This window comes from Pseudomonadales bacterium, from assembly GCA_041395945.1.
Taxonomy (GTDB): domain Bacteria; phylum Pseudomonadota; class Gammaproteobacteria; order Pseudomonadales; family Azotimanducaceae; genus SZUA-309.
The window spans coordinates 257,570-278,642 of the sequence record JAWKZN010000003.1; the positions used below are offsets into that span (position 1 = coordinate 257,570).

A 21,073-nucleotide genomic window follows, 5' to 3' on the forward strand; every position below is an offset into this window, starting at 1 on the left:
CAGGGCACGTCGCCGCGCCGTTGCTACTTGTGCAGAGGTACGCTGGCAGGCTGCTAACGGTGATGGCCAGGCATCACCCGGGCCAGTCCGGCTTCGGCGAGCTGCTTGCGCATGAAATACTGAATTTCCTGGGCCGTATCCATTTTCAGTACCCGGGCGAGCATGCGCCGCGCGTCCGAGCGGCGGATGTTGCGGATCACCCACTTCACCTTCGGCAGGTTGGTCGCGTTCATCGACAGCACGTGATAGCCCATGGCCAGCAGCAGCACAGCGCCTACCGGCGTGCCGGCCAGCTCCCCGCAGATGCCCACATATTTCTGTTCCTTGTGCGCAGCACGGGCCACCTCGCGCAGTGCGTGCAGCACGGCAGGGTGCGTGTCCTGATAGAGGCTCGCCACTCTCGGGTTGTTGCGGTCGACGGCGAGCATGTACTGGGTGAGATCATTGGAGCCCACCGCGAGAAAATCCACCATGCTGGCCAGCCGATTCGCCTGGTAGACGGCGGCGGGCACCTCCACCATCACACCCACCAGGGGCGGCTTCACATCAATGCCTTCTTCGATGACTTCTGCGTAGGCGCGCTCGATCAGTCCTCTGGCTTCACTCACCTCGCTGATGCTCGAGATCATGGGCAGCATGATGCGCAACTCGCCCTTGAGCCCTGCGTTGGCCTTGATCATGGCGCGCGCCTGCACCATGAAAATCTCCGGATGATCGAGGGTGATGCGGATGCCGCGCCAGCCGAGAAAGGGATTGTCTTCGACAATCGGGAAGTAGGAAAGCGCCTTGTCACCGCCGATGTCCAGAGTGCGCATGGTCACCGGTCGCGGTTCGAAGGCCACCATGTGCTCCCGGTAGATGACCCGCTGCTCTTCCTCACTCGGGAAGCGCTCCTTGGTCATGAAGGGTATCTCGGTGCGGAACAGGCCTATGCCTTCCGCGCCCCGATCCAGCGAGCGGGAAATGTCGCCGGTCAGTCCGATATTCACCCAGAGCCCGATGCGCGCACCATCCAGGGTGACCCCGTGCAGGTCCTTGAGATCTTCCAGCTCGGTGGCGAATGCGCGTTCGCCATCGGCAAAGGTCCGGTAGTGCTCGATGAGACCCGGTGACGGGTTGCAGTACACCTCGCCGTAGAAGCCATCCACGATCATCCGCTGGCTGTCGATGTGGAGGATCGGCAGGTCGACCGCACCCATGACCGCGGGTATGTCGAGGGCCTGGGCCAGAATGGCAACGTGAGAATTCACACTGCCGCGCACGGACACTATACCTTTGAGCTTACCCGCCGGGATGTTGGCCAGCATGCCGGGGGTGACCTCATCTCCCACCAGCACGGTGTCGTCGGGAAAGTAGGTCTTCTTCGAGCGGATGTCCTGCAGATAGGCCAGCACCCGCAGGCCCAGATCCTTCACGTCCGCCCCCCGCTCGCGCAGGTAGGCGTCTTCCATCTCTTCGAAACGGCGCAGGTGTTCGTGGATCACCTGTTTGAGCGCGCCCTGGGCCCAGGAACCTTTGCGGATCCGGTTGCGGATATCACCGGAAAGCGCATTATCGTCGAGCATGTGCAGATAAACGTCGAACAGCGCCAGTTCTTCCGGCGGCAGGCTGGCAGAAAACTGCTCCATGATCCGCGTCATGTCGTTGCGGACCGATTCCACCGCCCGATCGAAAATCTGCAGTTCGAGGGTCACATCCTCGACCATCTTCTCGCCCACCGACTCCAGGCTTGCCTCGGGGTGCACGACTACCGCGGTACCCAGACAGACACCCGGAGTACCGCCCACGCCCCGGAACATCGCATCCGCCCGCTCCAGGGCCGGTTCGATGCTGCCATGGAAGAGCTTGGCCATGTCACCGGTGGCTTCCGCGTGGGCGATGATGGTGGCGAGCTGTGCGGACAGGGTGACCAGGAACGCCTCTTCGCTTTCATCGAATTTGCGGCGTTCGCGCTGCTGTACCACCAGCACACCGAGCACGCGCCGGTGATGCACGACCGGCACACCGAGAAAGGCATTGAAGGATTCCTCACCGAGTTCAGGCACCAGATGAAAGCGAGGGTGCAGGGTGGCGTTGTCGAGGTTGATGGGTTCTGACCGTTCCGCCACGAGCCCCACCAGGCTCGACTTGCGGCCGAGCCGGAGTTGACCGGCAGACACTTTGTTGAAACCTTCATTAGCCGCGCACATCAGCTGCTCGCCCTGGGGTTCCATCAGGTAGACCGAGCAGACCTCCGTGCCGAGCGCCTTGCGGATGTCGTGTACGAGCAGGCTCAGCGCTTCGTTGAACGTCGACGCTCTGGCGACGTCTTCCACGATTCTGCGCAAAATGCTGAGCATCCTGTTAACCGGAGCCGGTCAATACTGGCGGTGTTGCAATGCGGGCAGCTCATCACCCGCCGGTAGATGGGGGGCAAGTTCCTTCAGCGCCCGCCGGTAGACGTCGCGCTTGAAATCCACCACCTGGCTGACCGGATACCAGTAACTGACCCAGCACCAGTGATCGAATTCCGGCTTGTCTGCTCTTTCCACGTCCACCAGTCGATCCTCGCCAAGAATGCGCAGCAGAAACCACTTCTGCTTCTGGCCCTGAAAACCGGGGGTGGAGTTGTATCTGCGCATGTGCTGCGGAATGCGGTAGCGCAGCCAGCCGCTGGTACAGGCCAGTACTTCGACGTGGTCGCGCTCCAGCCCGACCTCTTCGAACAGCTCCCGGTACAGCGCATCTTCGACGGATTCCTTCGCTTTGATACCGCCCTGGGGAAACTGCCAGGCATCGTGGCCGCCTACCCGGCGCGCCCACAGCACTCGGCCCTGATCATTGGTCAGAACTATGCCGACATTGGGACGAAAGCCGTCTGCATCGACCACGACAACAGGGTTCCCGATTAGATTGAATCGCGATGATTGAACCCTAATGGGGGAAAAATTACCAACCAGCGCCCCTCGATGGCAGGATAGCGACTTCATCGATCAGAAGTCTTGAGGGATTTTTCGTGGTCAACAGCCTGAGGACCCGCACCTTAAAGGCACCCGCCTTGCGGGCACCCGCCTTGCGGACACACACCCTGTGGACACCCGCCCTGTGGACACCCGCCCTGTGGACACCCGCGCAGCGGACGCACGGCCGGTGAGCAACCGACTTGGCGGAGAAACCAGCCCCTACCTGCGCCAGCACGCCGATAACCCGGTGGACTGGCAGCCCTGGGACGCAGCCGCCCTGGCGCTGGCCCGGCACAGCGGTAAACCCATTCTCCTGTCCGTCGGCTACTCGAGCTGCCACTGGTGCCATGTGATGGCCCACGAATCCTTCGAGGATGCGGCCACGGCACGGGTGATGAACGAGCACTTCGTGAACATCAAGGTCGATCGGGAAGAGCGACCGGACCTGGACAAGGTCTACCAGCTCGCCCACCAGGTGCTCACCCAGCAGACGGGCGGCTGGCCGCTGACCATGTTCCTCGACCCGGAAACCCTGATGCCCTTCTTCGGCGGCACCTATTTTCCGAAGACGCCGCGCCACCAGCTGCCCGGTTTCGTGGATCTGCTCATGCGCATCAGCGAGACCTACACGACCCGGCGCGAGGAGCTCAACGAACAGAGCGAGCGCCTGAAAAAGGTGCTGGACGAGATCGAACACAGCGGTGGCAGTGCCGCAATCGAAGGCTACGAATCCCTGACCAGCGACGAACGCAGCAAGGCGGACCGGGTGCTGATCGACGCTGCGCTGGAAAGTCTCAAACAGCAGTACGACAGCGCCGAAGGCGGCTTCGGCACCGCGCCCAAGTTTCCGATGCCGAGCACGGTGGACCGGCTGCTGCGCCACTGGGCGTTTGCCGACCGCAACCGGGAATGTCTGGACATGGTGATGACGTCCCTGACCCGTATGGCCCGGGGTGGTATCTACGATCACGTCGGCGGCGGTTTCTTCCGCTACGCCACCGATCGCAAATGGATGATTCCCCACTTCGAAAAAATGCTCTACGACAATGCCCAGCTGCTCGCGCTCTATGCCGATGCGCTGCGCATCGGTCCCGATGAGCTGTTCAGCCAGGCCGTGCGGGAAACCACCGAGTGGCTGCTGCGAGAGATGCGGCACACCGGCGGTGGTTTCTACGCGGCACTCGATGCGGATTCGGAAGGGGGAGAGGGGCTCTTCTATCTCTGGCGGCGCGACCAGCTGAAACGGCTGCTCGATGAGACCGAGTATCTGATCGTGGAGACCCTCTACGGAGTCGACAAACCGGCCAACTTCGAAGGGCGCTGGAACCTGCATCGCCACGATGCCTGGCGCTCGGTGGTCGAGCGACTGTCACTCCCCAGGGCCGAAGCCGACGCCGCGCTCGCCAGCGCCCGGAGCAAGATGCTGGCCGAGCGGGATCTGCGACCGCGACCGGGCCTCGACGACAAGATCCTCACCAGCTGGAACGGTCTGACCATCCGCGGTCTCGCCCGGGCTGGGATGGTGCTCGATGAGCCTTCGTGGATCGATCGGGCCTGCGAGTGCGCGGACTTCATCCGCACCAGCCTGTGGGACGGCCAGCGCCTGTCCGCCACCTGGCAGCAGGGCCGGGCGCGTCATCCCGGTTATCTGGACGATTACGCCAACCTGCTCAACGGTCTGCTCACCCTGCTCGGCGCCCGCTGGCGGGAGACGGACGCCGCCTTCGCCCGTGCCCTGGCGGATGCGGTGATCGAGCAGTTCTACGACACCGAACAGGGCGGCTTCTTCTTTACCGCACACACGCACGAACGCCTCATCTACCGGCCCAAGCCGACCCTGGACGACGCCCAGCCACCCGGCAACGGCGTCATGGCCCAGGTGCTGATGGAGCTCGGGCATCTGTTCGGCGAGACCCGTTATCTGGAGACGGCGGCGGCGACCCTGGACTGGGCCAAGGGCAAGATGACCCAGTTTCCCGCCGGGCACTGCTCACTGATCTCGGCACTGGAACTGGAACTGCGCGGACCGGAGCAGATCATCATCCGCGGGCCCGCCGACCAGCTCGCTCCCTGGCTCGCGGTAACCCGCAGCGGCTACAAACCCTGGCGTTCGAGTTTCGCCATCGCCTACGAAGACAACCGCACCCTGCCCGCCTACCTGCCGCGCCTGACCAGCGCCGATCTGCGCAACCGGACGGTGGCCTATCGGTGTGAAGGGATGTCCTGCTCGCTGCCGATCGAGTCTGTGGAGGAGTTGAAGAAGGTCTGCGGTTGAGGAGTATTCACCCATCTCGGCAGACGAACTGATTAAGTCTGCTTTCATCAACTTCGCTGTAAGAGAGCGCGAGAAAAACCCTCTTATGCATGAAGCCAACCTCACGCGTTTCGGACCGAGTACCTACACCTGCGCACGCGGCAAGCCGACAAACCACTCTGCTACATTCAAGGCCATCGACGGTAACGCCAGGCTGGTACTTCAGATGCGCGGCATCGATAACGCGCGGATCAGCATCAACGACCAGAACATCGGCGCACCGCAGCAGCTCCAGGGCGATGGAGAGGTCGTCATACCGCTGACCCTGGCGCAGGAGAACCGCATCGCAATAAGCGTTTCCGGCGAGTCCGACGCCTCACTCGGCGTGCGCATCACCCAACTCACCCGGGCCGATCTGGGACTTCTGCGTCAGGGCTATTTCGGGCTCAACACCAGTGACATGGAACGCCAGCGCGCCTTCTACGCAACGCTCGGCTTCATCGGTGAGATCTATCCGGCCGGACCGGAGACGAGCACGACCTTCGCACGCTCTCTGGGCTTCGAGGACAACTACCTGATCCATGTGTCACTGCACAGCCTGACAAACCCGCCCACGCCGCCCTTCGTCGACACGGTACAGTTCCGCGGCGATTCCTATCGCAGCGAGCCTCCCTACGACAGGCTGAATCACATCGGCATGGCCTATGCCACCTATTCGACCACCGACCTCGATGACGCATTCGACTCTCTCAGGTCGAAGCATGTGGCGTTTGTTTCACCGCCGACTACCGCACCCGACGGTGAGCGGTTTGTTTTTTTCAAAGACCAGGACGGCGCTTTTCTCAAACTGATGGAGGCGCCCGGGGCCGGGAAGCGGACGCCTGGCGCCAATCTCGTGCGGCTCGCCAACACCAACATGAACGTGACGGATCTCGAACGCTCGCGGGAGTTTTATCGGCTGCTCGGATTTACCGAAACGAAGCCCCGCTCCCAGGCAGGTTCCGGCGCCTTCGCCGCCGCACACGGTTTTGAGGGATCAATCGAATTCGAAGGCGAAGACATCAGCCTCGGTGCAGGTACGGACGGTGCGACGATCCAGTTGCGGCGGTGGCTGCGTCCCTTTGATGACGCACCACCCTACGCGCCACCGGTCAATCACCTGGGTATCGACCGGATCAATTTCTATGTGAAGGATCTGACCGCGACGGTCGCGACGATGAATGCGCTGGGTTTCAGACAGCTGGGACCGATCGGCGGCAGCTCTGAGATCGGCATCGTGTTTTTCTTCGATCCCGACGGCATCAAGGTGCAGTTCGCAGGGCCGCAGATCAGGTAGGGGCAGCGCGACCGATACCGGCCTCAGCCCGGCTGCCAGGCCAGATCCAGCTCCCGCGCCGCCTTCACATCATCGAGCCGCCGCACCGGCAGACTGTGGGGTGCGCCGGTCACCAGTTCGGGTGCAGTACGCGCTTCTTCGAGAATGGCAATCAGCGCATCCGCGAAGCCGTCGAGTTCCGCCTTGGTCTCGGTTTCCGTCGGCTCGATCAGGAAACACTCGGGCACCAGCAGCGGAAAATAGGTGGTGGGGCTGTGGTAACCGTAGTCGAGCAGACGTTTGGCGATGTCCATCGCGGAGACATTCAGCGTCTTCGCTTCCTTCTTGAAGGTCAGGATGAACTCGTGGGTCGCACGCCGGTCCGGATAAGCCAGCTCAAAGCCGGCGGCGGCAAGCCGACGGGCGAGATAGTTGGCATTGAGGGTGGAGTACTCACCCACCCGATGCATGCCATCGCGACCGAGCATCAGCGCGTAAGCCAGCGCCCGCAGCAGGATACCCGTGTTGCCCATGAAGCCGGAGAGTCGGCCGATGCTCTGGGGCAGGTCGGCTGCGCCGAGCCAGCGGAAACGCTCCCCTTCTTTACCCACGATGGGCAGCGGCAGGAAGGGCAGCAGGCGCGAGCCGACACCCACCGGGCCCGCGCCCGGACCGCCGCCACCATGGGGGGTGGCGAAGGTCTTGTGCAGATTCATGTGCAGCACATCGAAGCCCATGTCACCCGGCTTCACCTTGCCGAGAATGGCATTGAGGTTTGCACCATCGTAATAGAGCAGACCGCCCGCATCGTGAACGGTCTTCGCAATGGCCTCCACCCGGCGTTCGAACACTCCGCAGGTAGAGGGGTTGGTCATCATGAGGCCGGCGGTCTGGGGACCGACGGCGGCTTTCAGCGCCTCCAGGTCCACGTCGCCGGAGCGATCCACCGGCACCTCGGTAACCTTGTAGCCGCACATCACCGCCGTGGCCGGATTGGTGCCGTGGGCCGCGTTCGGCACGATGATCTCGTTGCGTGCCAGATCGCCCCGGGCCTGGTGATAGGCGCGGATCATGGCGACCCCGGCGAATTCACCCTGGGCGCCCGCCATCGGAGTCAGCGACACACCCTTCATACCGGTGACATCCCCGAGAATTTCCTGCAGCTCGAACATGCAGGCGAGGAAGCCCTGGCTCACCGATTCCGGCGCCAGCGGATGCCTGCCGAGGAAGCCCGGCAGGCTCGCCGCTTTGTGCGCGCCTCTCGGGTTGTACTTCATGGTGCAGGAGCCGAGGGGGTAGAACTGGGTGTCGATGGAAAAGTTCTTGCGCGAAAGATTGGTGTAATGGCGCACCGCCTGCAGTTCGGAGACTTCCGGCAGGCGCGGCGGGGTTTTGCGGCGCAGGGCGGCCGGGATGTCGCCGGTGGATTCTGCGGCGGTGGATGTTCCTGCAGCGACGTCTGCTCCTGCAGACGCTATCTGCTGCGCCCGCGCCGTACGCCCCGTGACACCCAGATCGAATATGGTCTTCACCGGTGGTGGTTTGATACCGCTCATGACAGACACTCCGCCAGGGCACCCGCATAGACCTCGATGTCGTCCGCCGTGCGCTGCTCGGTGGCGCAGATGAGCAGCGCGTTCTCCATCCCGGGGTAACAGGGGCCGAGCGCCAGACCGCCGAGCACACCCCGGGACAACAGTTTTTCCACCACACCCGCAGCCTCTACCGGCAGCTGCAATACCCGTTCGTGGAAGTAAGGTCCGGTGAACGGCTCGTTCACCCCGGGAATCCGGGTGAGTGCTGCGATCAGGGCGCGGGTGTTGGCATGGCAGGCTTCGGCCACGGCCAGCAGTCCGGCACTGCCCATCAGGCTCATATGAATGGTGGCAGCGGTCACCAGCAGCCCCTGGTTGGTGCAGATGTTCGACGTGGCCTTGCCCCGGCGTATGTGCTGCTCCCGGGCCTGCAGGGTCAGGGTAAACCCGGTGCGTCCTTCGAGATCGCTCGTCCGGCCGATGATGCGCCCCGGCATCTGCCGCACCAGGGCCTGCTTCGCGCATATGAAGCCGAAGGAGGGTCCCCCGGATGCCATGGGAATGCCGAAAGGCTGGCCGTCGCCGCAGGCGATGTCTGCACCTTGCGCACCCCACTGACCCGGCGGCTGCAGCAGCGCCAGGCTTAAGGGATTCACCACCCCGATGGTCAGTGCACCGAGGGCGGCTGCGGCGTCGGTGAGGGCATCCACATCCTCGAGCAGACCGAAGAAGTTCGGCTGCTGCACCACCACGGCGGCGGCATCGCCCTGGGCAGCCAGGGCGGCAGGATCGATCACACCCGCCGCCGTCATCGGCACTTCCACGAGCTCGATGCCCTGACTCGCCACGATGCTCGCCAGGGTCGCGCGGTAGTGGGGGTGCACGGTGGCCGCCACCAGCACCCTGCGGGACGGCGACTTGCGGTTGGCCCGGATGGCCATCAGCACCGCCTCGGCGAGTCCCGAAGCGCCGTCGTAGACCGAGGCGTTGGAGACATCGAGCCCGGTGAGCGCCGTCATCATGGACTGGAATTCGTAGATGAGCTGCAGGGTGCCCTGGCTCGCCTCCGCCTGATAGGGCGTGTAGGCGGTCATGAACTCGCCCCGGCTGGTCAGATCCCAGACCGCGGCCGGGATGTGGTGGTCGTAGCTGCCGGCGCCGAGAAAGCACAGTCCAGGACGATCTGCCGCCGCCCGCTCGCCCAGCTTGCGCAGCATGGCCATCTCACTGATGCCGGCGGGCACGCGCGCGAGCCGGCCGGACCGGAGACCGGCAGGGATTTCATCGAAGAGCTGGTCGATGCTCTCAACCCCTATGGTCGAGAGCATGGATTCAACTTCTTCCGCCGTGTGGGGAATGAAGGGCATCAGTGTTCGTCCGCTTCGCAGACCTCGCTGTAGCCTTCACTGTCGAGCAGTTCTTCCAGCTCGGTGACATCGTCCGGTTCCATGCGGAAGAACCAGCCGTCTCCGTAGGGATCCTGGTTGACCATCTCCGGGGTGTCCTCGAGGGCTTCGTTGATGGCGACGACGGTGCCGGTGATCGGCGCATAGATGTCGGAGGCGGCCTTCACGGATTCGACCACCCCGGCTTCGGACTGCACGGAGATCTGCTGGCCCACCTCGGGCAGTTCCACATAGACGATGTCGCCGAGTGCTTCCTGGGCATGATCTGAAATGCCGATGGTCACCGTGCCGTCGTCTTCGAGACGGGCCCATTCGTGGCTGGTGGCATATTTCAGCTCTGCTGGAATCTCACTCATGTTTTCACCTTCCCCTCGATGATCACTGTTACCGGTCGGATGGACCGGCAGGTTTTCTAACCGCTATTGCCTGCGGCTGCTTTGACAAAAGTATTTACCGGCTACTTGTAGACGCGTTTGCCGTGGCGGACGAACGGTGGCCTGACGATGCGCACCGGCTGCCGACGCCCGCGGATGTCGACCTCGGCGCTGCCTGTCGCGGCTGCGGGCAGGCGTGCCAGCGCGATACTGTACCCCAACGTCGGCGAAAATATACCACTGGTGACCGTGCCTTCCCCCGCGCTCGTGAAGGCCTGCTGGCCGTGACGGAGAACGCCTTTGCCCTCCATCACCAGACCGGTGAGTTTCTGCGCAACACCCGCCGCTTTTTCCGCCGCCAGCGCTGCGCGGCCAATGAATTCCCGCTCCTCCGGCTGCCAGGCAATGGTCCAGCCCAGGTTGGAAATCAGCGCTGAAGTGGTCTCATCCATGTCCTGACCATAGAGATTCAGGCCCGCTTCCAGACGCAGGGTGTCTCTGCAGGCAAGTCCCGCCGGTGTGACACCCGCAGCCAGAGCCGCCTGCCACAGCGCCTTCGCGGCAGCGCCAGGCAGGATGACCTCCACACCGTCCTCACCCGTGTAGCCGGTGCGCGCAATCATCTGCTCGCCGGCTTCGAGGAAGGTGAAGGGCTTCAGCGCATCGATGCCGCCCGCACCCGTGAGTTCACCGCTCAACCCCACCGCGTCCGGCCCCTGCAGGGCGACCATGGCAAGATCCCGTTCGAACAAGCCCACCCCTTCGTCGTTGTGATCATTGAGCCACTTCAGCACCTTGTCCCGGGTACCCGCATTCACCACCAGCCGGTAGTCGGTCGCGCGCCGATAGACGATGAGATCGTCGACCACTCCGCCACCCGGATTGAGCAGGGCGCCATAGAGCGCCCGACCCGGGCTTTCCAGACGACCGACATCATTGGCAACCAGCCGGCGCAGGAAATCCAGCGCGCGCGCACCCTGCACATCGATCACCGTCATGTGGGAGACGTCGAACATTCCCGAGCGCTCCCGCACCGCCTGGTGCTCGGCGATCTGGGAACCGTAGTGCAGGGGCATTTCCCAGCCGGCGAAATCCACCATCCTGCCGCCGGCGGCGACGTGGGAGTCATAGAGGGCTGTGCGATTTTTCATGTTTGCCTGTCGTGGAGATTCAGGAAGCTTCGACCCGGCGGACCGGGGGAGCGCCGGGGCCTGGCTATTAAATCAGAGTCTCCCCAGCGCCTCGCGGATGAACTGCTGTTTCAGGGGTGCCGCCCGATTCAGCCAGCCGACACCGACATTGCGCAGCAGCTGTGCCGCGGGGCTGTCGGCGGCGTAGACCTGTTTGAAGCCGCTCATCAGCCTCAGCATGAACCGGGCGCGGGCGCGCCGCTGCCGGGCGAAGGCGCGCCAGAGTCCGGCAGCCCCCGGGTCAGTGCCCCGGGGCAGGGTGTCGACCCCGTCCAGCAGCTCGCGGACATCCTCGAAGCCGATATTCGCGCCCAGGCCGGCCAGGGGGTGCACGACCCGGGCGGCATCTCCCAGCAGCAGAACCCGGGGAGTCGGGTTGAAATCGTCGACCAGCTGCTGGGCGAGGGGGAAGGTGTGGCGCTCGGCCACCGCTTCGATGGCGCCCAGACGATGTTCGATGGCGCGGCCGATCTCAGTGCAGAAGTCCGGCTCCGGCAGGGCGAGACGGCGCCCTGCCTGGTCCGGTGACTGGGACCAGACCACCGAGCTGATACTTGGCTCGCGGCTGGGCAGCAGGGCGAGGGGGCCATCGAGGAGGAAACGCTGCAGCGCCACACCCTCATGGGGTGACTCGGTGCGCACCAGGGTCGCCAGCGCTTCGTGGCCGGTCGGGAAGGTCGCCAGCCGGGTACCGCTGAGTTCCCGCACGGTGGATCGGGCACCATCCACGCCGATGAGCAGGCGGGCGTCGTAGGTTCCGCCGTCGGTACAGAGCCGGATCCCGGCGGCGGTCTCCTCGATCGCTTCGAGCCGCTCGCCGAGTACCAGCCGGATGCCGGGTTCGACATCGAGTGCCCGCCACAGGGCGGCCAGCGCGCGGCCGTTCTCCACTATCCAGCCCAGTTCCCGGCGTCCGACTTCCGCGGCGCTGAAAGACATGGCCTCGGTGCCCCGTTCTTCCCAGACCTCCATGCGTACATAGGGGGCGGGCTGCAGCTCGGCCCAGACACCCACCGCCGCCAGCAGGGCCTGGGAGGCCGGGGCCAGGGCGACGTTGCGCACATCCATAAGAAAGCGGCCGTCGGCCGGAACCGGCCGGGACCGCTCCAGCAGCAGAACCGACCAGCCGCGACGCGCAAGCGAAAGGGCCGCCACCGCGCCCACCAGACCGCCGCCGACGATGGCCGCCTGGTATTCGGGGTCCACACTCATCCCGATGCTGCCATCAGATCTTCAATATCGGATCTGGCCTTCGGCGCGGCCGCCGTGAGGACCTCGGCGCCTGCGGAGGTGATCAGCACATTGTCTTCGATGCGGATGCCGATGCCCTGCCAGCGGCTGGCGAGGTGGGCGGTCGCCTCGCTGCGGGGTATGTAGATGCCCGGCTCGATGGTCAGCACCATGCCGGGTTCCAGTTCCCGCCAGGCACCGTCGACCCGATAGTCGCCGACATCGTGGACGTCACTGCCGAGCCAGTGGGAGGTGTTGTGTGGACACAGCGGCCGATAGGCTTCGGATTCGAGAATCTGCGCCGCATCGCCGGTCAGCAGTCCGAGTTCGAGCAGACCGTCGACCATCACCCGGGTGGCCACCTGGTGGGGTTCGTTGAAGGGTACTCCCGGTCGACAGGCGGCGATGGCCTGCTGGTTGGCTTCCAGGACGATGTCGTACAGGGCCGCCTGGGCGCGACTGTAGCGACCGCTCACCGGGAAGGTGCGGGTGACATCGGCGGCGTAATGCTCGAACTCACAGCCGGCATCGATCAGCACCAGATCGGGCTTGCGCAGCACCGCATCGTTGCGCACGTAATGCAATACACAGCCGTTTTCCCCGCCCCCAACGATGCTGGGATAGGCCTCGGAGCGTGCACCGTGGCGCATGAACTCGTAGATGAGTTCGGCCTGCAGCTGGGTTTCGTTCATGCCCGGCCGGCAGTTACGCATGGCGCGCTCGTGGGCCAGACAGGTGATCCGCGCCGCCTCCCGCATCACCCGGATTTCAGCGGCGGACTTGTACAGGCGCTGCTCGTGCAGCAGATGCTTCAGGGCCACGAACTCGCCCGGCGGGATCGCACCGCCAGACTCCCGCGCCCGGATGCTGCTCACCCAGCGCATGAGCCGCTCATCGAAGTCCGGATATTCGCCCAGGGTGATATAGATGCGCTCCCGGCCTTCGAGCATGCCCGGCAGAATTTCATCGAGATCGCTGATGGGAAAGCCGTCGTCTACTTCCAGCCAGTCTCCGGCGCGCTCGGGCCCCATGCGCTCGCCGTCGTAGAGTTCTGCCCGGGGATGGCGTTCACGACAGAACAGGATCACCTCCCCATGGGCGCGACCCGGGGCCAGCACGAGCAGGGCGTCCGGCTCGCCGAAGCCGGTCAGATAGTGGAAATCGCTGTCCTGGCGGAACAGGTACTCCGTGTCCCGGTTGCGCAGCTTGCGGCCGGCACCCGGAATCACCGCAATGGAATCCGGCTCCATCAGGCCCATCAGCGCCGTGCGACGGCGCTTGAACTCACTCTTCGGGATTCTGTTCGACATCGTTCAGCAGACTGATCAGCAGCAGCGCGCCAACCTTTACGAATTCTTCGAGCTCCACGAAGTCCGCCTCGGCGTCCTCGCTGGCGGCATCGTCTTCGACCTCCACAGCGGCAATCGCCGCGAAGTCTGCGACAATTTCCTTCGCCTGCTCGTTCATGCTGTCGAAGGACACATCGTCCCGGCCTTCCAGGCCGGCGCTGAGCCCGGCCAGGAAGCTCTGCGTCCACTCACCCAGCGCTTCGAGGCGCTCGACCAGCGGCACTTCATCCTCGGGCAGCATTGGCGTAAAGCTGAAATCCTGCTGGTGCAGTGCCTCCACCGCTTCATTGACAAACGCCTGCACCGTCTCCTGATCCGCAAGCGCCTCTGCACCCAGCAGATCGACCAGAGACTGCACCAGAAACACCTGCGGATCTCCCACGGCAATGCCGATCACGGCCCCATGCAGCTCACTGACCGACAGCGACGCCACCGGCCCGTCAATGGCATTCATCGCCAGCGCAGTCAGATCAGACAAGATGCACAAAACCAATTAAAGGAAGGCGCCCATGCTACCAGATCACCGGCCGGCGACAGCGCTCGCCCGCGCACCTGGCCCGACTGAAACAGCTGGAGGCGTCGGCGTCACAGGGGGTTACCTGGGCCGTGTAGCGCAGCCAACCGGCAGCGGATTGACGCCTGTTGCCGGCGGCCTGGCGCCGGTAACAGGCGGCAAGTCCGCAGAGGGCGGGCACCGCGGAGCGGCTGCGCGAGGCACAGGCAACCCCCTGTGACGCCGACAACCCCAGCAGATCCAATCGGAACAGTGCCTGATGCGAGCGCTGTCGCCGGTCGATTCAGTGGCTTCACATGCTGTGATTTTCCCCGCAAACTATCGTCCCTTGCGTTTTGTAGAAGTAATTGGCATGGCTGGCGACGACTGGGCTGCGCTGGAAAATCGGGTCGAAGAGCTGATCGAGCTGTGCGGTGTGCTGTCCCGGGAAAACCGGGCACTGCGCGCCCAGCAGCAGAACTGGACTACCGAGCGGGCCAAGCTGATCGAAAAGAACGAGCTGGCGAAGAGCCGGGTCGAATCGATGATTGTGCGGCTGAAGTCGCTGGAGCAGGAGTCATGAGCGATAGCACCACCGTCAGTGTGAAGATCCTGGGTAAGGAATATCAGGTTGCCTGTCCGCGGGAAGAGGTCGATGCGCTGAACGCGGCCGCCCGCCATCTCGATGCGCAGATGGCAGCGATCCGTCAGTCCGGCAAAGTGTTCGGCATGGATCGCATTGCGGTGATGGCGGCACTCAACATCACCAACGAGTATCTGTCCAACAAGCGCGCGGTGGATACCACAGAGCAACTGGTGGATTCCAAGGTCAGCCGGCTTTCCGAGCGTCTCGGTCGAGTACTTGCAGATCACAAACAGCTGAACCTGTAACCCACTTCTCATGTCAAGCGGTGTCAGCCGCGTCGTTTTCGCTATACTCCATCCTGTCTCCTGGGATGTGCGCCAGCTGGTGTTGTCCTTGAGCCGTTATAGATACCCAAGGAGTCCTGGTTTTGTGTCAGTGTGCACGTCCGTCGTCACACCTCGTGTGTGACCCGGGAAGCCTTAGATGCAACACTCGGCCTCCGCCTTGAGCCGAGACGGTTCAGGGCTAACCGGACAGCGGCATTTCGGGAGACAACCTTTCACTGCTGCGCTGAATCAGGAGTATCCCGCAATGAGCGGCGGACGCGCCCTGAAACGACAGCGGGCATGAGAACCAACCGCGATGAATGTCCGGCAACGTTTCCGCACAGCACGACGCAACCTCGATCGATTCGAACAGAGTGAACACGCCCTCGCGGTGAGTCGCGCTGCAGCCTGTTCCACACTGCTGCTGGGCAGCGGTGCAGTGGGTGCTTATCTTTCGAACGCAGCAGATGGCGAACTCGACACCCTGCCACTGCTGCAGAGACTCTGGTCGATGTCGAAAGTGGTGGCGGTGCCCGTGGTCGCCGCCCGGCAGGCGCACATGAACTTTTACCGGCTGACGCCGGATGCCCGTCTCCTGCGTAACCGGTTCGGTATCGGCGAACCACCGATGGGATCCCCTTTCATGCACCCCCTGGGTCTGTCGCTGCTCTTCATGCCGCTGGTTGCATTCGATGACCAGGGCAACCGGGTCGGAATGGGGCTGGGGTTTTACGATCGCTTTCTCGGTCGCCTGCCCGCGACCCTGCGCCCACGGCTTATCGGTCTGGCCCATGAAGTTCAGCGCAGTCCGGCACGTCTCGAGCACAAGCCCTGGGACATACCGCTGGATGGCGTGATCACCGAAGCGGGCTGGCAGTCATTCACAACTGTGATATGACGCGCCAGGCTGCAGCACTCTGAGGTCTGAAGCTATGAGGTCCGAAGAATGGCAGTAAGAAAAATCATCCGCATGGGACATCCGACATTGCGTCGTGCTGCCCTGCCCCTCGCGCCGGATGAGTTCGGCACCGAGGAACTGCAGCGCCTGGTCGCAGACATGATCGACACACTGCACGACTATGGCGGTATCGGTCTGGCAGCGCCCCAGATCGACGAGCCGCTGCGGCTCGCCATCGTGGAGATGTCCGGCGGCCCTTCCCGCTATGGTGAAATCGCCGCGCTGCCACTGACGGTGTTCGTGAATCCCACCATCGAATTGATCGATCCGGCGACTGCCGGCTACTGGGAAGGTTGTCTGTCGGTGCCGGGTCTGCGCGGTTTCGTGGAGCGACCGCAGCACATCCGCGTCAACGCCCTGGACATCGACGGGAAACGACAGCAGCTGGAGCTGCGCGGATTTCCAGCCACGGTGTTTCAACACGAGTTCGACCATCTGGACGGCCGCCTCTACATCGATCACATCACGGATACCCGCAAACTGGTGTTCGAGGAGGAGTTCGAGCGCTACATCCTCTCCGAGACCGAGCTATCGGATGACCTCTAGTTTCAGCGGGCTCTGCTCGAGGAAGCGCACTTCGCCGCCCTGCGCCATGCACCAGCGTGCCGAGGTGTTGCGGCTGCCAGCGGTGGCCTGTTGTGCGGCGTAGGTCGTCCGATCGGCGGGCAGAAGCCCGCCAATACCAATTCCCATACCGGCATGCCTGATGGTCTCGCCCAATGCAGTGCGCAGAAGTTCCACCGGCGCTGTGCAATCGGTGTGCATCACAAAGGGTGGCGCAGCAGATGGCGCGCTGGACCCAATGATCCGCACACCACGGGTATCGAGCAGGGGATAGCTGTGAGCATCTATTGCGGCCAGATCGACGACTCCGCGCCGAAGGAGGGTGAGGCTGTGTGCATGGGAGCCGCTGATCATCAGGTCGACGTCCGGCAGATCATGAGTCTCACACCATTCGAGCAGCGCATCGCAACCCGAGCGTGAGCTCGGAGCGTTGACCGCCGCACGTTCGGGTTTTCCCCGGAAATTCGAACGCTGCACGATGTGACTGAAGTAGGTGCCTGGCGGGCAATCGAGATCGGCAAATACGGGTGTCGCGAAAGGCTTCAGATCACGGCCGTGCTCGGCGAACAGATCCAATCCGCAACATTGGCTCAGCAGCAATTCGGACAGGCGCCACAAGTCGGACGGTGCACGGGTACGGTCGAGCGATTGCGGCAGTCCGGCGATACCGCGTTCCACCAGGGCCTGTCGCAAGTGCGACCAGAAGCTATCGAGGTGCTGTCGGGCTGGTGGCAGGTCGTACCAGGGCAGGCTCGCAAGCCATTTCACGCTAGCGCAGAAAAAGCTCATAGGCCGGATTCCCGGTCTCTTCCCAGTACCGGTAACCGATGGCTTCGAGATTGGCAGACAGACGTTTGCGCTCCTGGGTGACTTTTACTCCGGAAGATTCGAAGCCCACCAGCACCCGACCCCAGGCCGCGCCATGATTCCGATAATGAAACATGGTGATGTTCCATTCCGTGCCGAGCACCGACAGAAAGCGCAGCAGCGCGCCGGGTCGTTCCGGAAATTCGAAGCGATACAGCAGTTCTTTCCGGGAAGTGCCCGTACGCCCGCCCACCATGTGGCGCACGTGGAGCTTGGCGGTCTCGTTGTCGGTCATGTCGGTCACGGCGTAGCCGCTTTCCTTCAGCTGGCTGACCAGACGCCTGCGTGCATCCTTTGCGCCTACCTGAAGACCCACATAGACATGAGCATCGTCACCGCCCGCGTAGCGGTAGTTGAACTCCGTAACCGTATTCTTGCCCAGGGCCCGACAGAACGTTCTGAAACTGCCTTTCTTCTCCGGGATGGTGACACCAAGCAGCGCTTCGCGCTGCTCGCCGATCTCCGCACGCTCTGAGATGTGGCGCAGGCGATCAAAGTTCACGTTGGCACCACTGACGACGGCTACCAGTTTCCTGTTCTCAATCGATCGGGCAGCGCAGTATTTTTTCATTCCGGCGACGGCGAGCGCGCCCGCCGGTTCAGCAATGGACCTCGTGTCATCAAAGAGATCCTTGATCGCGGCACAGATCTGATCCGTGTTCACGGTGATCACACTGTCCACGCACTTTCTGGCGATGCGGAAAGTCTCCTTTCCGACCTGGGCGACGGAGGCACCATCGGCAAAGAGGTCGAGGGTCTCATAGGGCAGCGTTACCCGGCGTCCGGCGGCGAGTGCGGCCGACATGCAGGCTGAGCCTTCTGCCTCGACACCGATCACCCGGGTAGCCGGAGACAGGTACTTCACATAGGCGGCTATGCCGGCAATCAGCCCACCGCCGCCGACCGGAACAAAGATCACATCCGGCGCACCATGGTGCTGATTGAGGATCTCCATGCCCACGGTGCCCTGGCCCGCGATCACGTCGACATCGTCGAAGGGGTGCACGTACACGTAGCCTTCTTCCGCCACCAGCGTGCGGGCATGACCGGCTGCGTCATCGTAGGTATCGCCGTGCAGCACCACCTTTGCACCCAGTGCGCGCACCGCGTCGACTTTGATGCTGGGTGCGTTGTGTCCCATCACGATGATCGACTTCAGACCCAGCTCACGGGCCGCATAGGCAACGCCCTGGGCGTGATTGCCGGCAGAGGCCGCAATCACACCCCGGGCCTTCTGCGCGTCACTCAACTGGGCGATCTTGTTGTAGGCACCCCGCAGTTTGAACGAGAACACGGGCTGCATGTCTTCACGCTTCAGCGACACCTGATTACCAAGACGCTGGGTCAGCAGACGGGCAGGCAGCAGGGGGGTTTCCACGGCGACGTCATAGACCCGGGAAGAAAGAATCTTCTTTACGTACTTTTCCACTTGGCATCGATCGGTTACTGTCGGCGGCGAGTATGAACCAAGACGCCCAGAAACGCAGTGCCGCACAGGCCGCCATCGCCCATATCGAACCGCGGCTGAACCGCCACAGCATCGTGGGTGTGGGTACCGGTTCCACCACGAATCTGTTCATCGACGAACTCGCCGCGATCCGCGGCAAGTTCGATGCCTGTGTGTCCAGTTCCGAGGCCAGTACGAAGCGCCTCGAAGCACACGGCATCCAGGTGCTCGATCTCAATTCCGTGGACGAGGTGACCGTGTATGTGGACGGCGCCGACGAGGCCAACAGCGAACGTCAGCTCATCAAGGGTGCCGGGGGCGCACTGACCCGGGAAAAGATAGTGGCAGCTGCGGCGCTGGAGTTCGTCTGCATCATCGATCAGAGCAAACGGGTCGACGTGCTGGGGCGCTTTCCCCTGCCTGTCGAAGTCATACCCATGGCCCGGGGACTGGTCGCCCGTGCGTTGCGCGATCTCGGCGGTTCGCCCGAGTGGCGTCAGGGCTATGTGACCGACAATGGCAACCTGATCCTCGACGTACACGGTCTGCAGATCGTCGATCCTCCCGCGCTCGAATACCGCATAAACAACATCGTCGGCGTGGTCTGCTGCGGCATCTTCGCAGCCCAGGCAGCAACACGGGTGCTGATGGCGGGGCCGGAGGGTGTGGTGTCCTTCTAGCGGACACCCCGCTTCCTGGCGGGACACCCCGCTTCCTGGCGGGACACCCCGCTTCCTGGCGGGACACCCTGCCTCGCAATGGTGACGGACGCGCAATGCCGCATGCTGGCATCAGACGTTCACGGCAGAAGCTTCCCCGGATTCATGATCCCGTCCGGATCAAAGACACCCTTGAGCTGGTGCATCAGATCGATCTCCGGTGTGCTGCGGCTATAGGAGAGAAAGTCTTTCTTCAGCAGCCCTACGCCATGCTCGGCTGAGATCGAGCCATCCCTTGCCAGCACCTGCTCGAAGATTTTCGGACTGATGGTATGACAGCGCTCATAAAACTCCGCACCGGAGAGTTGATCGGGTTTGAGAATATTCAGGTGCAGGTTGCCATCGCCAATGTGGCCGTACCAGCACACTTCGAAATCCGGATAGCTGTCCCGCACCAGCGCGTCGATGTCGTCAATGAACTGCGGCATCAGCGAGACCCGCACGGAAAGATCGTTCTTGTACGGTGTGTATCCCGAAATACTTTCTGAGATACCCTCCCGCAGCTGCCACAGGGCCTCGGCCTGGGCAACGGACTGACTGAGCACGCCGTCCACCACCCAGCCCGCCGCCACCGTTCTTTCAAATACCTGCTCCGCAGCGGCAAGCTCGGTTTCGTCGAATTCGATCAGTGCGTAGAACGGAACTGCTTCACTGAGCGGTCGCGGCAGATCCCGATGCGCGCGCACCTTGGTCAGCGCCATCTCGGAAAAAAATTCGAAAGCGGATGGACGCAGTGCCGCGTTGAATTCAGCCAGCACCTTCAGAATATCCGCGAACACAGGCACACCCAGCACCATCACCCGCTGCGGAGCCGGTGCGGGTGCCAGGCGGATCTGCGCTTCGACAATAAAGCCCAGGGTACCTTCGGAGCCGATAAAGAGGTGGCGCAGGTCGTAGCCGGTGGCATTCTTCACCAGTCCGTGATTGAGTTCGAGGACTTCGCCACTGCCGGTCACGACCTTCAGTCCCGCCACCCAGTCCCGGGTGAGGCCGTAGCGGATGACCTTGATACCGCCGGCGTTGGTCGCGATGTTGCCACCGATCTGACTGGAACCGGAGGAGGCGAAATCGACCGGATAGCTGAGCCCTTGCGAGTCGGCAAATTCCTGCAGAGCCTGGGTGACTACACCGGCCTGACAAGTCACCAGACGGTCCGCCGCATCAAATTCGAGGACGCGATTCATCCGGTCGAAAGACACCACCACCTCGCCATTGCCCGCCACCGCCCCACCGGACAGCCCGGTTCGACCACCCGAGGGCACCAGCGCAAAACCTTCCTGCCGGGCCAGCTTCACCAGGTTCTGCACGTCTGCCACGGACTCGACGAACACGACCGCAGCAGGGGCGACCGTAAAACTGCGGGTCCAGTCCCGCCCCCACTGAGCGAGGGTGTCGGGATCCCGTTTCAGCTGCCTGTCTGAGAACAATTCATCGAGCGCGTCGGTCATTTTCGCTTTCATCGGTCGCAAGGGACGCTAGTATATGCGCCCTTCGACGCCCTGACCGCCCACCCACGCC

General features: G+C 63.2%; 19 protein-coding genes and 1 other RNA gene. 8 read left to right on the forward strand and 12 right to left on the reverse strand.

All coding sequences use genetic code 11. The features are described 5' to 3' along the window. Positions 1-53 precede the first annotated feature (53 nt). On the reverse strand, positions 54-2,339 hold the full coding sequence (gene ptsP / locus R3E82_22405; GenBank protein MEZ5553648.1) for a phosphoenolpyruvate--protein phosphotransferase: 2,286 nt from the start codon (positions 2,337-2,339) through the stop codon (positions 54-56). An 18-nt stretch (positions 2,340-2,357) separates the two neighbouring features. Next, entirely contained in the window at positions 2,358-2,870 is a 513-nt protein-coding gene (locus R3E82_22410; protein MEZ5553649.1) for an RNA pyrophosphohydrolase, read from the reverse strand. Positions 2,871-3,069: 199 nt separating this feature from the next. On the opposite strand from R3E82_22410, the gene R3E82_22415 reads away from it, so the two are divergent. Both R3E82_22415 and R3E82_22420 read left to right on the forward strand, forming a co-directional pair. Next, on the forward strand, positions 3,070-5,217 hold the full coding sequence (locus R3E82_22415; protein MEZ5553650.1) for a thioredoxin domain-containing protein: 2,148 nt from the start codon (positions 3,070-3,072) through the stop codon (positions 5,215-5,217). An 85-nt stretch (positions 5,218-5,302) separates the two neighbouring features. Continuing rightward, the gene (locus R3E82_22420) at positions 5,303-6,532 is read left to right on the forward strand and encodes a VOC family protein (GenBank protein ID MEZ5553651.1); all 1,230 of its coding nucleotides are present in this window, start codon (positions 5,303-5,305) and stop codon (positions 6,530-6,532) included. Positions 6,533-6,555: 23 nt separating this feature from the next. Here R3E82_22420 and gcvPB read toward each other — a convergent pair whose 3' ends face one another. The 7 genes from gcvPB to R3E82_22455 form a co-directional block, all read right to left on the reverse strand. Further along, positions 6,556-8,067 (reverse strand): aminomethyl-transferring glycine dehydrogenase subunit GcvPB, encoded by a 1,512-nt coding sequence (gcvPB, locus tag R3E82_22425; GenBank protein MEZ5553652.1) that lies wholly within the window; start codon positions 8,065-8,067, stop codon positions 6,556-6,558. Next, positions 8,064-9,413 (reverse strand): aminomethyl-transferring glycine dehydrogenase subunit GcvPA, encoded by a 1,350-nt coding sequence (gene gcvPA, locus R3E82_22430; protein ID MEZ5553653.1) that lies wholly within the window; start codon positions 9,411-9,413, stop codon positions 8,064-8,066. The genes gcvPB and gcvPA overlap by 4 nt, the downstream gene beginning before the upstream one ends. Further along, complete coding sequence (gene gcvH / locus R3E82_22435; protein ID MEZ5553654.1) at positions 9,413-9,808, reverse strand: glycine cleavage system protein GcvH; 396 nt, start codon at positions 9,806-9,808, stop codon at positions 9,413-9,415. The genes gcvPA and gcvH overlap by 1 nt, the downstream gene beginning before the upstream one ends. Positions 9,809-9,909: 101 nt before the next feature. Next, complete coding sequence (gene gcvT / locus R3E82_22440) at positions 9,910-10,977, reverse strand: glycine cleavage system aminomethyltransferase GcvT (GenBank protein MEZ5553655.1); 1,068 nt, start codon at positions 10,975-10,977, stop codon at positions 9,910-9,912. A gap of 72 nt (positions 10,978-11,049) precedes the next feature. After that, a complete protein-coding gene (locus R3E82_22445) occupies positions 11,050-12,228 on the reverse strand; it encodes an FAD-dependent oxidoreductase (protein ID MEZ5553656.1) in 1,179 nt (392 codons plus the stop codon). Continuing rightward, on the reverse strand, positions 12,225-13,556 hold the full coding sequence (gene pepP / locus R3E82_22450; GenBank protein MEZ5553657.1) for a Xaa-Pro aminopeptidase: 1,332 nt from the start codon (positions 13,554-13,556) through the stop codon (positions 12,225-12,227). The genes R3E82_22445 and pepP overlap by 4 nt, the downstream gene beginning before the upstream one ends. Then, the gene (locus R3E82_22455) at positions 13,531-14,073 is read right to left on the reverse strand and encodes a UPF0149 family protein (protein MEZ5553658.1); all 543 of its coding nucleotides are present in this window, start codon (positions 14,071-14,073) and stop codon (positions 13,531-13,533) included. Before R3E82_22455 ends, pepP begins: the two co-directional genes overlap by 26 nt. Before the next feature lie 388 nt (positions 14,074-14,461). Here R3E82_22455 and R3E82_22460 point away from each other — a divergent pair, with 388 nt between their 5' ends. The 5 genes from R3E82_22460 to def all read left to right on the forward strand — a co-directional run bounded on the left by R3E82_22460 (position 14,462) and on the right by def (position 16,504). Beyond that, positions 14,462-14,671, forward strand: coding sequence for a TIGR02449 family protein (locus tag R3E82_22460; GenBank protein ID MEZ5553659.1), 210 nt, complete (start codon positions 14,462-14,464; stop codon positions 14,669-14,671). Further along, a complete protein-coding gene (locus tag R3E82_22465) occupies positions 14,668-14,979 on the forward strand; it encodes a cell division protein ZapA (protein MEZ5553660.1) in 312 nt (103 codons plus the stop codon). The genes R3E82_22460 and R3E82_22465 overlap by 4 nt, the downstream gene beginning before the upstream one ends. Positions 14,980-15,033: 54 nt before the next feature. Next, positions 15,034-15,229: non-coding RNA, 6S RNA (ssrS, locus tag R3E82_22470), on the forward strand. Between the two features lie 87 nt (positions 15,230-15,316). Continuing rightward, on the forward strand, positions 15,317-15,898 hold the full coding sequence (locus R3E82_22475; GenBank protein ID MEZ5553661.1) for a 5-formyltetrahydrofolate cyclo-ligase: 582 nt from the start codon (positions 15,317-15,319) through the stop codon (positions 15,896-15,898). 48 nt (positions 15,899-15,946) lie between these two features. Further along, positions 15,947-16,504: a peptide deformylase gene (def, locus tag R3E82_22480; protein ID MEZ5553662.1), complete on the forward strand. Its 558-nt coding sequence runs from the start codon at positions 15,947-15,949 to the stop codon at positions 16,502-16,504. Here def and R3E82_22485 read toward each other — a convergent pair. Both R3E82_22485 and ilvA read right to left on the reverse strand, forming a co-directional pair. Then, positions 16,487-17,311 (reverse strand): hypothetical protein, encoded by an 825-nt coding sequence (locus R3E82_22485; protein MEZ5553663.1) that lies wholly within the window; start codon positions 17,309-17,311, stop codon positions 16,487-16,489. The genes def and R3E82_22485 overlap by 18 nt on opposite strands. Then, positions 17,292-18,818, reverse strand: a complete 1,527-nt coding sequence (gene ilvA / locus R3E82_22490) for a threonine ammonia-lyase, biosynthetic (GenBank protein MEZ5553664.1) — start codon at positions 18,816-18,818, stop codon at positions 17,292-17,294. Before ilvA ends, R3E82_22485 begins: the two co-directional genes overlap by 20 nt. 32 nt (positions 18,819-18,850) lie before the next feature. Between ilvA and rpiA the strand changes: the two genes are divergently transcribed. Beyond that, positions 18,851-19,516, forward strand: a complete 666-nt coding sequence (rpiA, locus tag R3E82_22495; GenBank protein ID MEZ5553665.1) for a ribose-5-phosphate isomerase RpiA — start codon at positions 18,851-18,853, stop codon at positions 19,514-19,516. A gap of 119 nt (positions 19,517-19,635) precedes the next feature. On the opposite strand, the gene R3E82_22500 is transcribed toward rpiA, so the two are convergent. Continuing rightward, entirely contained in the window at positions 19,636-21,003 is a 1,368-nt protein-coding gene (locus tag R3E82_22500; GenBank protein MEZ5553666.1) for an FAD-binding oxidoreductase, read from the reverse strand. Positions 21,004-21,073 lie beyond the last annotated feature (70 nt).